Source organism: Paraburkholderia antibiotica, from assembly GCF_012927125.1.
Lineage (GTDB): Bacteria > Pseudomonadota > Gammaproteobacteria > Burkholderiales > Burkholderiaceae > Paraburkholderia > Paraburkholderia antibiotica.
The window spans coordinates 43,909-57,467 of record NZ_JABBFZ010000028.1 but is presented as its reverse complement, the minus strand read 5'-3'; the positions used below and the strand labels follow the sequence as shown (position 1 = coordinate 57,467).

12 protein-coding genes are annotated in these 13,559 nt (G+C 66.0%); 11 read left to right on the top strand and 1 reads right to left on the bottom strand.

Translation table 11 applies throughout. The features are described 5' to 3' along the window. Window positions 1-47 precede the first annotated feature (47 nt). The 11 genes from HHL14_RS29850 to HHL14_RS29800 all read left to right on the top strand — a co-directional run bounded on the left by HHL14_RS29850 (window position 48) and on the right by HHL14_RS29800 (window position 11,607). Window positions 48-953 carry an SDR family NAD(P)-dependent oxidoreductase gene (locus HHL14_RS29850; protein ID WP_169501216.1) on the top strand — a complete coding sequence of 302 codons (906 nt, stop codon included), beginning with the start codon at window positions 48-50 and terminating at the stop codon, window positions 951-953. A gap of 14 nt (window positions 954-967) precedes the next feature. After that, the gene (locus HHL14_RS29845) at window positions 968-2,146 is read left to right on the top strand and encodes a phenylacetate--CoA ligase family protein (RefSeq protein WP_169501200.1); all 1,179 of its coding nucleotides are present in this window, start codon (window positions 968-970) and stop codon (window positions 2,144-2,146) included. Then, on the top strand, window positions 2,143-3,285 hold the full coding sequence (locus tag HHL14_RS29840) for a lipoate--protein ligase family protein (RefSeq protein WP_169501199.1): 1,143 nt from the start codon (window positions 2,143-2,145) through the stop codon (window positions 3,283-3,285). The genes HHL14_RS29845 and HHL14_RS29840 overlap by 4 nt, the downstream gene beginning before the upstream one ends. Beyond that, the gene (locus tag HHL14_RS29835) at window positions 3,282-4,073 is read left to right on the top strand and encodes an enoyl-CoA hydratase/isomerase family protein (RefSeq protein ID WP_169501198.1); all 792 of its coding nucleotides are present in this window, start codon (window positions 3,282-3,284) and stop codon (window positions 4,071-4,073) included. Before HHL14_RS29840 ends, HHL14_RS29835 begins: the two co-directional genes overlap by 4 nt. 7 nt (window positions 4,074-4,080) lie before the next feature. Further along, window positions 4,081-4,950: a MaoC/PaaZ C-terminal domain-containing protein gene (locus tag HHL14_RS29830; RefSeq protein WP_169501197.1), complete on the top strand. Its 870-nt coding sequence runs from the start codon at window positions 4,081-4,083 to the stop codon at window positions 4,948-4,950. A gap of 147 nt (window positions 4,951-5,097) precedes the next feature. Then, window positions 5,098-5,889 carry a citryl-CoA lyase gene (locus HHL14_RS29825; protein WP_169501196.1) on the top strand — a complete coding sequence of 264 codons (792 nt, stop codon included), beginning with the start codon at window positions 5,098-5,100 and terminating at the stop codon, window positions 5,887-5,889. 165 nt (window positions 5,890-6,054) lie between these two features. Continuing rightward, on the top strand, window positions 6,055-6,897 hold the full coding sequence (locus HHL14_RS29820; protein WP_169501195.1) for an FAS1-like dehydratase domain-containing protein: 843 nt from the start codon (window positions 6,055-6,057) through the stop codon (window positions 6,895-6,897). An 18-nt stretch (window positions 6,898-6,915) separates the two neighbouring features. Beyond that, window positions 6,916-8,079, top strand: coding sequence for an acyl-CoA dehydrogenase family protein (locus HHL14_RS29815; RefSeq protein WP_169501194.1), 1,164 nt, complete (start codon window positions 6,916-6,918; stop codon window positions 8,077-8,079). 13 nt (window positions 8,080-8,092) lie between these two features. Beyond that, window positions 8,093-9,271: a CaiB/BaiF CoA transferase family protein gene (locus HHL14_RS29810; protein ID WP_169501193.1), complete on the top strand. Its 1,179-nt coding sequence runs from the start codon at window positions 8,093-8,095 to the stop codon at window positions 9,269-9,271. A gap of 120 nt (window positions 9,272-9,391) precedes the next feature. Beyond that, window positions 9,392-10,798: an MmgE/PrpD family protein gene (locus HHL14_RS29805; protein WP_169501192.1), complete on the top strand. Its 1,407-nt coding sequence runs from the start codon at window positions 9,392-9,394 to the stop codon at window positions 10,796-10,798. Continuing rightward, window positions 10,795-11,607 (top strand): HpcH/HpaI aldolase/citrate lyase family protein, encoded by an 813-nt coding sequence (locus HHL14_RS29800; protein WP_169501191.1) that lies wholly within the window; start codon window positions 10,795-10,797, stop codon window positions 11,605-11,607. The genes HHL14_RS29805 and HHL14_RS29800 overlap by 4 nt, the downstream gene beginning before the upstream one ends. A gap of 204 nt (window positions 11,608-11,811) precedes the next feature. Here HHL14_RS29800 and HHL14_RS29795 read toward each other — a convergent pair whose 3' ends face one another. After that, the gene (locus HHL14_RS29795) at window positions 11,812-13,545 is read right to left on the bottom strand and encodes a SulP family inorganic anion transporter (protein ID WP_169501190.1); all 1,734 of its coding nucleotides are present in this window, start codon (window positions 13,543-13,545) and stop codon (window positions 11,812-11,814) included. Window positions 13,546-13,559 lie beyond the last annotated feature (14 nt).

Sequence of the window (13,559 nt, the reverse complement as noted above, 5' to 3'; positions counted from 1 at the left end):
GGACAGACACAAGACAGCGAGGAGCGACACGCATGACGACGCAACGCATGATGGATGGCAAGGTGGTGATCGTAACCGGCGCGGGTGGCGGCATCGGCCGCGATATCGCGCTGCTGATGGCGCGCGAGGGCGCGCAGGTGGTGGTCAACGATATCGGCGCATCGCTCGGCGGCGAGGGCCATAGCGCGGGTCCCGCGCAAAGCGTGGTCGATGAAATCCTTGCGTTCGACGGCCGCGCGACCGCGAATACGGATAGCGTCGCCGATGCGCAAGGCGGTGAACGTATCGTGCAAAACGCATTGGACGCGTTCGGCCGCGTCGATTGCGTGGTCAACAACGCAGGCATTCTGCGCGACCGCTTCTTCCACAAGATGAGCAACGACGATTGGGACGCGGTGCTCAAGGTGCATCTGTACGGTAGCTATCACGTGTCGCGCGCGGTTGCCGCGCATTTCAAGGAGCAGGGCAGCGGCGCGTTCGTGCATATGACGTCGACCTCGGGGCTGATCGGCAATCTCGCGCAGGCCAATTACAGCGCCGCGAAGCTCGGCATTGCGGGGCTGTCGAAATCGATCGCGCTCGATCTGCACAAGTTCGGCGTGCGTTCGAACTGTATCGCGCCGTTCGCATGGAGCCGCATGATCAACTCGATCAAGATCGATTCGCCTGAGCAGGAAGCGCGCGTCGCGAAGATTCGCCAGATGACGCCCGCGAAGATCGCGCCGCTTGCGGTCTATCTCGCGAGCGACACCGCGCGCGACGTGACCGGCCAGATCTTCGCGGTGCGCAATAACGAAATCTTCGTGATGAGCCAGCCGCGCCCGGTGCGCTCCGTGCATCGCGGCGAAGGCTGGACGCCCGAAAGCATCGCCGAGCACGCGATGCCGGCGTTGCGCGCGGGCTTCCATTCACTCGACGTGTCCGCCGACGTATTCAGCTGGGACCCGGTGTAACAGGAGCCGCGCACATGCTCGACCGTCTCAACGCGCAACTGGCGCGTTTGCATACGCATCCGTTCTACGCAGGGCGCTTGCCGTCCCGCGTGGAGAGTGCCGAGGAATTCGCCGAACGCGTGCCGTTGATGTCGCGCGCGGACCTGGTTGCCGAAATGGCACGCCCCGGTTACGGCGCGTTCGCGCCCGCGGTGCCGCCAGTGCGCATCCATCTGACGCCGATGGGCGCATCGCTGGTACCGATCCTGCACAGCGCCGCCGATCTGCGCACGATCGAGGCCGCCTGCGGCCAGCATCTCGACGCGTGCGGCATCGGCCCCGGCGATGTCTGCATGGTCACGTTCGGCTATCACCTGTTCGTTGCCGGGCTGTTCTATCAGAGCCAGATGGAAGCGCGCGGCGTCGCGTGCATTCCGCACGGTCCCGGCGAAACGGAACGTGCCGCCGATATCGCGCGCCGCTGCGGCGTCACGGTGCTGGCCGGCAATCCGTCCCATGCGCTGAAGCTGATCGAAGCGGGCTGCCCGGTGCCGCGCGTGTTCTTCGCGGGCGGCGAGGCTTTTACCGGCAACGAAGCGCTATATCGGCGCGTGCGCGACGCGATGCCGGGCACCTTGCTGATCGACAGCTTTTCGTTATCCGAATGTTTGCCGGTGGCGCGCACGTTTCCGGGCGGCACCGGCGTGCACGTGTTCGACGAGCTGCTGTACGCGGAAGTCGTCGATCCGGATAGCGGCCGACCGGTCGCGGCGGGCGAGCGCGGCGAACTCGTGCTCACGCATCTGCGGAAGGAATTGCAGCCGCTGGTGCGCTATCGCACCGGCGATCTGACGATGCTGCAGCACACCGAGCCGCTATTCGGCCGCACGGTGTCGCTGCCGCGCGTGGTGTTCGGCCGCGTGGATTCGATGGTGAAGATCAAGGGCGTCAAGGTGTATCCGTCCGAGTTGCGCACGCTGCTGCTCGGCGTCGACGGCGTGAGCGGCGCGTGTCGGCTGGTGGTGTCGCGCAGCCTGAGCGGCAGCGATCATCTGCGCCTGCAGATCGAGGGCACGCCCACGCCCACGGCCGCGGCGGTCGACGCGCTTGCCGCGCGCTTCAAACAACAGACCCTGATCAGCGCCGATGTCATCGAGGCGGTTGCGAAGCTCGAAGGCAGCGAGCTGGTTATCGATCAAAGGAGCACAGCATGAGCAGTGGCATCAGCAATGACGCGCAGCGCGCGCCGTGGCGTTTTATCGTCGGTCATCACAGCTATGCGGACTTTTCGATTTCGATCTCGCCGGCCGTCGAGCGCGCGGTGGCCGAAGGCATCGCTCCGCCGACCGTCTATCTGAACATCTTCGACGACGACAGCGTGACGATCGGCGTCAACGAAGATCCGCAGCAGGTGCTGGATCTCGCGTTCTGCCGCGCCAACGGCGTGCTTACGCGGCGTCGCGTGAATGGCGGCGGTGCGATCTACGCGGGCAAAGGCTCCGCGTTTCTCGCGATGTATCTGCCGATCAGCCTCGCCGGCGTGCCGACCAGCGCGGCGGCCGCGTTTCCGACCATCCTCGGCCACGTCGCCGACAGCCTGCGCGACGTGTTCGATCTGCAGGCGTCGTACCGGCCGTTGAACGACGTCGAGATCGACGGGCGCAAGCTGATCGCGACGTCGCTGAAGATCGAAGAGGAGGTGCTGACGTTTCGCATTCTGCTGAACGTGAAGGCGATCAACACCGACATCGCCGCGCGCGCGATGCCGCTCGCGCCCGAGAAAACCCGCGACAAGAAACACAAGGACCTCGGCTCGCGCTACACGTTTCTGGAAAAGGAACTCGGCCGTCCGGTCACGCACGACGAACTGATCGCGTGGGTCAACGCGTGCATGCAACGCACGTTCGGCGACGCCACGTTGCAGGACGGCACGCTGGTGCCGCAGGAACAGGCGCTCGCGCAGCAGTTCGCGCGCGAGCTGACCAGCGACGCGTGGTTCCATGAAAAGAGCGAAGCCGTGCGTTACGAGCCGTTGATGCGCGCGGGCGACCGCATCGGCCGGGGCCGCGAAAAAGCGCCGGCTGGGCTGATCTGGCTGAGCCTGCTGGTGCGCGATGGCGTCGTGCTGCGCGCGATCGTCAACGGCGACTGGCATCCGCGGCCGATCCGCTCGGTCGACTGGCTCGAGGAAGGTTTCGCCGGTTTGCCCGCGACGCGCGAAGCGTGCGAGCCGCACATCCATGCGTTTCTCGCGCGGGCCGATGTCGAGTTCGCGGGCGTCGAGGCCGCGCATCTGCTGAAGGCGCTCGATTTCGCGCTCGCCGATCTCGACCGCGCGGAGGTGGCCGCATGAGCGACGACGCATTGCTGTACGACGTCGACGCGGACACGGGCGTCGCGACGCTGACCTTGAATCGTCCGCGCCAGAAGAACGCGCTCGACGCGTCGATCCGCGTCGCGCTGCGCGAAGCGATCTACGCGATTCGCCAGGACCGTTCGGTGCGTGCGCTGGTGCTGTGCGGCGCGGGCGAAGACTTCTGCTCGGGCGGCGACCTGCGCGGCATGAACGTGCAGAGCGCCGAGGAAGGCCGCAATCGCATCGACGATCTGCACGGCTGGGTCGGCATGCTGCTCGACCTGGACCGGCCGGTGATCGCGGCTGTGGATGGTGTCGCGTACGGCGCCGGTTTCAGTCTCGCGCTCACCGCGGATTTCGTGCTGGCCACGCCGCGCGCGCGTTTCTGCATGCCGTTCATGAAGATCGGTCTGGTGCCCGATTGCGGCGCGTTCTATACGTTGCCGCGCATCGTAGGCATGGCGCGCGCGAAAGACCTCGTATTCACCGCTCGCGAAGTGGGCGCGGACGAAGCGCAGCGCCTCGGCGCGGTGTTCGAGATCGTCGCGCCCGACGCGTTGCGCGCACGCGCGATGCAGATCGCCGCGAGTCTCGCGAGCGCATCGCCGGTCGCGTTCGGGCTGGCGAAGCGGGCGCTGAACCAGTCGCTCAGCGTGGATTTGCGCAGCATGCTCGAGATGGAATCGGCCGCGCAGGGCATTGCGTTTTCGACCGCGTTTCATCGCGAGGCCGTGCAGCGTTTCAAGGACAAACAGGCGCCGCTGTTCCAGTGGCCCGCCGCGTGAGGTCGCCATGGCCATCGACTATCACACGCTGCGCAACTGGCCGTTCGAGGACATCGAACACACCTACACGCAACGCGACGCGATGCTCTACAGCCTCGGTCTCGGCTATGGCAACGATCCGCTCGATCCCGACGACCTGCCGTTCGTCTACGAGAAAGCGCAGCGCGTGCCGCCCACTTTCGCGGCCGTGCTCGGCTATCCGGGCTTCTGGGCCAAGCATCCGGGCACCGGCATCGATTGGGTGAAGCTGCTGCATGGCGAGCAGCGCTTGCGGATTCATCGGCCGTTGCCGGTCGCGGCGACCGTGGTGGGGCGTTCGCGCGTCACGCGTGTCGTCGACAAGGGGCCGGGCAAGGGTGCGCTGGTGCTGATCGAGCGCACCGTCACGGAAAAAGCGAGCGGCGCGCTGCTCGCGACGATCGAACAACTGAATTTTTGTCGCGGCGATGGCGGTTTCAGCGCGAACGGCCAGCCTTCCGACGCGGCCCCGCCCGCTCCGTCGCCGCTGCCCGAACGCGCGCCCGACGCGGTCTGCGATCTGCCGACGCGCCCCGAAACCGCGCTGATCTACCGTCTGTCCGGCGACGACAATCCGCTGCACGCGGACCCCGCCGTCGCGCGCGCGGCGGGTTTCGAGCGGCCGATCCTGCACGGTCTCGCGACGTGGGGCGTGGCTGGTCATGCGGTGCTGAAGACCGCGTGCGCGGGGCGGCCCGAGAAACTCGCGTCGTTGTATGCGCGCTTTAGCGCACCCGTCTATCCGGGCGAGACGATCCGCACCGAGCTGTGGCGCGACGATGGCGCGGTGCAATTCCGCTCGCGGGTGCTGGAGCGCGATGTGGTTGTGCTCAACAACGGCCGCGCGGAATTGCAGTGAAAGTTTCACACGCTGAAACAGGAAGACCTCCCAAAAGACCTCGAAAACGCGTGAACGTCACGCGTTTCTAGCGGATGCGCCGCATCGCGTTGCATCGCATCGAACGAATTCATCGTTGCAGAACCCTTCAGAGGAAGCACGCTCATCATGTCCAGAACACCCAAGCCGCTGATTCATTCGAATATCGCCTACAGCACGCCGGATCGCATCGTCGTGCGCGGCAAGGATCTGCCCAACGAAGTACTCGGGCATATGAATCTCGGTGACTTCGCGTTTCTGCAGTTGACCGGCCGCGAGGCGACGCGCGAGCAGTCGGCGATGTTCAACGCGATCCTGATCACGCTGGTCGAACACGGCATGACGCCGAGCGCGATCGCCGCGCGCATGACCTATGCCGGCGCGCCCGAATCGTTGCAGGCGGCGGTCGCGGCGGGCCTGTGCGGGCTTGGCTCGGTGTTCGTCGGCAGTATGGAGGCCGCGTGCCGGATGCTGTCCGAGGCGTTGCCGTATACGTCGGCCGACGTGAGCGATGCCGACCTCGAACGGATCGCGCGCGACACCGTCGCCGCCTATCGCGAGCGCGGTGCGATCGTGCCGGGCCTCGGTCATCCGCTGCATAAGCCGATCGACCCGCGCACCCCGCGACTCTTTCAACTGGCGGCCGACAACGGCATGGCGGGCCGCTACGTGAAGCTGATGAAGCTGATCGGCGCCGAAGCCGAGCGCGCATCGGGCAAGACGCTGCCGATCAACGCGACCGGCGCGATCGGTGCGATCTGCTGCGAATTCGGCTTTCCGTGGCGCATCGTGCGGGGCTTCGGCGTGATGGCGCGCGCGATCGGCCTCGTCGGTCATATCATGGAAGAAGGCGAAAAGCCGATGGCGATCGAGATCTGGCAACGGATCGAGGACGAAGCGTCCGCGCATCTGCGCGGTTAGGGCTGACGGGGAAGCGGAGCGTCAGCGGCGCGTTAGCGGCATGTCAGTCAAGCGCCTTAACCAAAACCAAACGCCCGCTTCGAAAATGCAAACTTCGCGGAGGGCCGTGCGTCGGTCATAGTAAAGGCCTACAAGGATCAACATCCGTACCTGGGAGACTTTGCCATGTCAGTAGGCTCAGAAAAACTCGACGACTGGCTTAACAAGCAGGCGGTGACCGAGGACCACATCACCGCGTTTCCGCTGCAGGCACTGGCCGCCACCCTCGATCGCGAGGAAAGCGGCGATACGGTGCCGCCGTTGTGGCACTGGCTGTATTTTCTGCCGGTCGCGGCGCTCGCCGAAGTGGGCCCCGACGGTCATCCGAAGCGCGGCGGCTTTCTGCCGCCGGTACCGCTGCCGCGTCGCATGTGGGCCGGCGGCCGCCTCACGTTCCATGCGCCGCTGAAGGTCGGCGAGCACGCGAAGCGCACCTCGACGATCGCCAATATCGAAGACAAGACCGGCCGCTCGGGCCGCCTCGTGTTCGTCACCGTGCAGCATGCGTACGAAGCCGGCGGCGAGCTGAAGCTCGAAGAGGAACACGACATCGTCTATCGCGACGCGCCGCAGGACGGCGCGCGGCCGCAACAGCCGTCGCTCGCGCCCGAAGGCGAAACGTGGAGCCGCACGATCGATGCCGACGAGGTGATGCTGTTCCGCTACTCGGCGCTGACCTTCAACGGCCACCGCATCCACTACGACCAGCCGTACGTCACCCAGGTCGAGGGCTATCCCGGCCTCGTCGTGCATGGTCCGCTGATCGCGACGTTGCTCGTCGATCTGCTGCGCCGCGAATTGCCGCACGCCACGCTGCAAAGCTTCGCGTTCCGCGCGCTGCGCCCGACCTTCGCGAATCAGCCGTTCAAGGTGTGCGGCAAGCCCTCCGCCGACGGCAAGACCATCGACCTGTGGGCCAAAGACCACGAAGGTTATCTGACCATGCGCGCGACCGCCGCGCTTGCCTGAACTCCACGAGACCCGATTATGCAAACCACGCAACACGATTCGTTCCAGGACATTCGCGAGGCCGTGCGCGATCTGTGCCAGCAGTTTTCCGGCGAGTACTTCCGCAAGATCGACGAAGCACGCGGTTATCCGGAGGAGTTCGTCGACGCGCTGACGAAGGCCGGCTGGCTCGCCGCGCTGATTCCGCAGGAGTTCGGCGGCTCGGGGCTCGGGCTTACCGAAGCGTCGGTCATCATGGAGGAGATCAATCGTGCCGGCGGCAACTCGGGTGCGTGCCACGGTCAGATGTACAACATGGGCACGTTGTTGCGGCACGGCTCGGAAGAGCAGAAGCGCAAGTATCTGCCGAAGATCGCGAGCGGCGACCTGCGCCTGCAATCGATGGGCGTGACCGAGCCGACCACCGGCACCGATACGACGAAGATCAAGACCACTGCCGAGCGACGCGGCGATCGCTATGTGATCAACGGCCAGAAGGTGTGGATCTCGCGCGTGCAGCACTCGGACCTGATGATCCTGCTCGCGCGCACCACGCCGCTCGCGGACGTGAAGAAGAAATCCGAGGGCATGTCGATCTTTATCGTCGATCTGCGCGAAGCGATCGGTCACGGCATGACCGTGCAGCCGATTCTGAACATGGTCAATCACGAGACCAACGAACTGTTCTTCGACAACCTCGAAATCCCCGCCGAGAATCTGATCGGCGAGGAAGGGCAGGGCTTCAAATACATTCTCGACGGCCTGAACGCGGAGCGCACGCTGATCGCCGCGGAATGTATCGGCGACGGCTACTGGTTCGTCGATAAAGTCACCGAGTATGCGAAGGATCGCGTGGTGTTCGGCCGGCCGATCGGCCAGAACCAGGGCGTGCAGTTTCCGATCGCGCGCTCCTTCATCAACGTCGAGGCGGCGAGTCTGATGCGGTTCGAAGCGGCACGCCGTTTCGATGCACACGAGCCGTGCGGCGCGCAGGCAAACATGGCGAAGCTGCTTGCGGCGGATGCGTCGTGGGAAGCGGCCAATGCGTGTCTGCAGTTTCACGGCGGCTTCGGCTTCGCGTGCGAGTACGACGTCGAGCGTAAATTCCGCGAAACGCGCCTGTACCAGGTCGCGCCGATTTCGACCAATCTGATTCTCTCGTACGTGGCCGAGCATATCCTCGGGCTGCCGCGTTCGTTCTGAGGCGACGAACATCATGAGACCACTCGACGGTATCAAGGTCATTACGCTCGAGCACGCGATTGCCGCGCCGTTCTGCACGCGGCAACTCGCCGATCTCGGCGCGCGCGTGATCAAGATCGAACGGCCGGGCGTCGGCGACTTCGCGCGCGGTTACGACGAACGCGTGCATGGGCTGTCGTCGCATTTCGTCTGGACCAATCGCTCGAAGGAAAGTCTGTCGCTGGATCTGAAGCAACCGGCGGCGGCGGAAATTCTCGATTCGCTCGTCGCGGACGCCGACGTGCTCGTGCAGAACCTCGCGCCGGGCGCGGCCGAACGGCTCGGCCTCGGCTACGACGCGCTGAGCGAGAAGTATCCGAAGCTGATCGTCTGCGATATTTCCGGCTACGGCTCGGATGGTCCGTACCGCGACAAGAAGGCCTACGACCTGCTGATCCAGAGCGAATCCGGCTTCCTGTCGATCACCGGCTCGCCGGGCGCGCCCGCGAAGGCGGGCTGCTCGATCGCCGACATCGCGGCGGGCATGTACGCGTATTCGAACATCCTGAGCGCGCTGCTGCTGCGTGGACGCACGGGGCGCGGTTGCCGCATCGACGTGTCGATGCTCGAGAGCATGGTCGAGTGGATGGGCTACCCGCTCTACTATGCGATCGACGGTCAGCCTCCGCCCGCGCTCGCGGGCGCCGCGCACGCGACGATCTATCCGTACGGTCCGTTCGCGGCCGGCGACGGCAAGGTCGTGATGCTCGGTTTGCAGAACGAGCGCGAATGGAAGCTCTTTTGCGAGCGCGTGCTCGAACAGCCCGAGCTCGCAACCGACGAGCGCTTCGCGTCGAACTCGAAACGCACGGCGGCGCGCGACGCATTGCGCGAGGTGATCGTCGCGGCATTCGCGACGCTGAGCGCCGCGCAGGTGATCGCGCGGCTCGATCAGGCCGGCATTGCAAACGCACAGATGAATACGCTCGCCGACGTGTGGGCGCATCCGCAACTGAAGGCGCGCGAGCGCTGGCAGGAAGTCGGCACGGCGGCGGGTACGGTGCCCGCGTTGCTGCCGCCGGGTCTGCCGACGGACTTCGATCCGCGCATGGATCCGGTGCCCGCGCTTGGTCAGCATACCGAAGCGATTCTGCGCGAACTCGGTTACGACGCTGCGCGTATCGATGCGTTGCGCGCGGCCGGCACGATCTGAACGCGCTAAGCCTGTTTTGTTTTGCGCCGGCGCAGACGTGCGATGCGTGCGATGCGCGCGTCGCGCCGGCATTTTCAAACGAACCTCATGCACACCGGCGCGACAGCGCGCACGACACTCATGAACGACCATCCCAGTCTCACGCTTGCCACTTTCGCCGCGCAACTCGACTTCGACAGCATTCCGCGCGAGGTCGTCGAGCGTACCGTCAACCTGTACGTCGACTGGCTCGGCTCGGCGCTGGCCGGCAAGGGCGCGCGGCCGGTCGAAACGATCGCGCGGTTTGCACGTCAGGCGGGCGGCGTGCCCGATGCGGCCGGTAACGGTCCCAGCGAAGTGCTGATCGACCGCAGCCGCGCCACGCCGTATTTCGCCGCGATGGTCAACGGAGCGGCTTCCCACTTCGCCGAGCAGGACGATGTGCACAACGGCTCGGTATTTCATCCGGCGACCGTGGTGTTCCCGGTCGCGCTCGCGCTCGCACAGGCGCGGCGCGCGTCGGGGCGCGAGTTCATCGCTGCGGCGGTCGCGGGCTACGAAGTCGGCATCCGCATCGGCGAATTTCTCGGGCGCTCGCACTACAAGGTGTTTCACACCACCGGCACGGTCGGCACGGTCGCGGCAGCGGCGACGGCCGGCCGGCTGCTCGGCCTGTCGCCGCTGCAGATGCTCGACGCGTTCGGCTCGGCCGGCACGCAGGCGAGCGGGCTGTGGGAGTTTCTGCGCGACGCCGCCGACTCGAAGCAACTGCACACCGCGATGGCGGCCGCGAACGGCCTAATGGCCGCGCAGCTCGCCGCCGACGGCTTCAAGGGCGCGACGCATATTCTCGAAGGCGCGAAGGGGATGGCGGCGGGCCTGTCGAGCGATGCCGATCCGGCGCGCCTCGTCGACCGGCTCGGCAGCCGCTGGGCGACCGCGGAGACCTCGTTCAAATATCACGCGGCGTGCCGCCACACGCACCCGGCCGCCGACGCGCTGCTCGCGGTCGTGCAGGCGCATCGTCTCGCGCCGCGCGAGATCGCGAAGGTCGTCGCGCACGTCCATCAAGGCGCGATCGACGTGCTCGGCGCGGTCGTGACGCCGCGCACCGTGCATCAGGCGAAGTTCAACATGGGCACGGTGCTCGGGCTCGTCGCGCATCACGGCTATGCGGGCGTGACCGAGTTCGAGCAGGGCTTCGACGCGAGCGAGATCGCGGCGTTCCGCGACAAGGTCTCGATGGCGCTCGACGCCGAAGTCGACGCAGCCTATCCGGCGCGCTGGATCGGCAAGGTCACGGTGACGACGACCGACGGCCGGGTGTTCGACGGCCGCGTCGACGAGCCGAAGGGCGATCCGGGCAATACGCTGTCGCGCGACGAGATCGCGACGAAGCTGCAGCGGCTCGCGGCGTTTGCCGGCGCGGCGAGCGAAGCCGAGGCGGCGCGGCTGCTGGCGAACGCGTGGCAGATCGCGCAGCAGGCGCAGGTCGGCGCGGTGTTCGAGGCTAGTTCGACAGCGGCGACAGCGGCGGTGGCGGCATGAGCGGCCCGCTGCCTCGCTCGTATCTGTTCGTGCCGGGCAACCGGCCGGAGCGTTTCGATAAGGCCTACGCCGCCGGCGCCGACGCGGTGATTCTCGATCTGGAAGACGCGGTACAGCCGGGCGACAAGCTGGCCGCGCGCGCCGTGGTGCTGGCCGAGGTGGCCGCGCACGCGGAGCGCGCCGCGTGGGTGCGCGTCAATGGTTCGGACACCTCATGGTTCCGCGACGATGTCGCCGCGCTGGTCGGTCAACCCGGCGTGGCCGGCATCGTGCTGCCGAAAGCCGAGACGCGCGAGCAGGTAGACACGGTGCTCGCGCATGCGCATCCGGCCCTCAACGTGCTGCCGATTGTCGAGACCGCGCGCGGCTTCGCGAATCTCGCGGAGTTGTGCGCCGCGCCGCGCGTGCAGCGCATCGTGTTCGGCACGCTCGATTTCCAGGTCGATCTGGGAATCGATGGGGACGGCGAGGAGTTGCATCTGTTTCGCTCGCAGATCGTGCTGGCGTCGCGGCTCGCCGGCCTCGGCGCGCCGGTGGACGGCGTCTCGACGACGATCACCGATACCGACGCGGTCGAAGCCGACGCGCGGCGTGGCAGACGCTTCGGCTTCGGCGGCAAGCTCTGCATTCACCCGAAGCAGATCGACGCCGTGCATCGCGCGTATGCGTGGAGCGACGCGGAGACGGAATGGGCACGGCGGGTGCTGGCAGCGGTGGACGCAAGTCAGGGCGCTGCGGTCGCGGTGGATGGCAAGATGGTCGATATGCCGGTGATTTTGAAGGCGAGAAGAATTCTGGAAGGACGATAATCGTTACTAGTCCGACTTTTTCGGCACGCTCGATTTCGGTGATCAGTCCGCGGTGTTGACGAGTGCGGGCGTGCAGGTGATGGCCAACGACATACTACATCCCATAAGCGTCTATACCGATGCCGGACACAACAGCGTTGGCGAACGGCGCGACCGTACCGATTCAGACGGCGACCACCACGACGTTCCAGGTGAGCGTGTAGATCACCGCCGGCTGTCAGGTGAACAACGGAACTCTGCCGCCACATCGCCGGACATCGTCTCGTAGCTATCGACCGCGCTACTGACCGTCGGATGAAAGCACTCGTCCCCAATCAGATCCGTCAACTCGAAGCGCCTGAGCTTGTCGCGCACCGGATCCTTCATCTCCGCGAAATGCAACGCGATGCCGCGCTCGCCGAGCGTGCGCGTCAACTCCCGCAGCATGTCGGCTGACGTCACGTCGACGCTCGTCACCGGCTCGGCCGCCACCACCACCCGCCGTATTGGCGCCGGCGATGCGTCGACCGCCTCGAGCAGACGCTCCTGAAACTGCTCGGCATTCGCGAAGAACAGCGGCGCATCCCAGCGAAATAGCACCAACCCGGCGATACGTTCCGCGTGCGGGTAGCGTGTCACGTCGTGATAGCCGCGCAGACCGTCGACACGGCCGAGCACCGCGTAATGCGGTCGCCACCCGTCCCACAGAAACTCGATCACCGCGATCACCACCGCGATGCAGATGCCCTGAATCGCGCCGAACACGGCGACGCCGGCAAAGCAGGCCATCGACAGCCAGAACTCCCATTGCTGGATCCGATAGATCCGCTTGAGGTCCGTGATTTCGAAGAGCCCGATCGCGGAGGCGATCACGACCGCGGCGAGCGCGCTGGTGGGCAGAGAGCGCATCAGATTGGGCGCGGCCAGCAGCAGCGTCGCGACCGCTATTGCACCGACGACGCCCGTCACTTGCGTCTTCGCGCCCGATGCTTCCGCGACCGGCGTGCGCGACGAACTGCTGCTGACCGGAAAGCCATGAAACAAACCGGCCGCCAGGTTGGCGGCGCCGAGCCCGACCATCTCCTGATTCGGATCGACGCGGCTATGGAAACGCGCCGCATAGGTTCGCGACAGCACGCTGGTATCCGCGAACGAGATCAGCCCGACCGCGCAGCCGCCGAGCAGAATCTTGACGAGATCGGCGTCGGTGAGCCAGGGCAGCGCGAAGGTCGGGAGTCCCTGGGGAATCTTGCCGAGTACTTTTACGCCGACGCTATCGAGGTGGAACACGGTGACACACAGCGTCGCGAGAATGACGGCGATCAGGATGCCCGGCAGTTTCTCGAAGCGCTTCAGCAACAGGATCAGCACGAGCGTGCCGGCGCCCACCGCAAGGCTGTACCAGTTGGTTTGGCCACTGACGATGGCCTGCACGAGACTCGCGATGTCCCGCAACGGCCCGCGTTCGTCGATGGAAACGGCAAAAAACTTCGGCAATTGGCTGATCAGAACGGTGAACGCGATGCCGTTCATATAGCCGTATCGAATCGGCTTCGACAGAAGCTCGGTAATGAACCCGAGTCGCAGCAGGCCCAGCACGATGCAGAACACACCGGACACGATTGCCATCATGCTGGCCGTCGCGATGGCGCGCGCCGGGTCACCCGCCGCGACCTGCACGACGACCGCGAGAATCGGCGCGGCGAGCGCGGAATCGGGGCCGAGCACGAGGATCCGGCTCGGGCCGAACAGCGCGTACACCAGCAGCGGAACGATCGTCGCGTAGAGGCCGTAGACCCCAGGCACGCCCGATGCCGCCGCATACGCGATGCCGACGGGCACCAGCATCGTGGTCAGCACGAGGCCGGCGGCGAGGTCGTTCGGCAGCCACTTGAGCGGGTAGCTTTTGAGGACCGTCAGTCCCGGTAGCCAGCGCATCCAGCGGCGCGCGCCGACCATGGACTTTCCGCCGT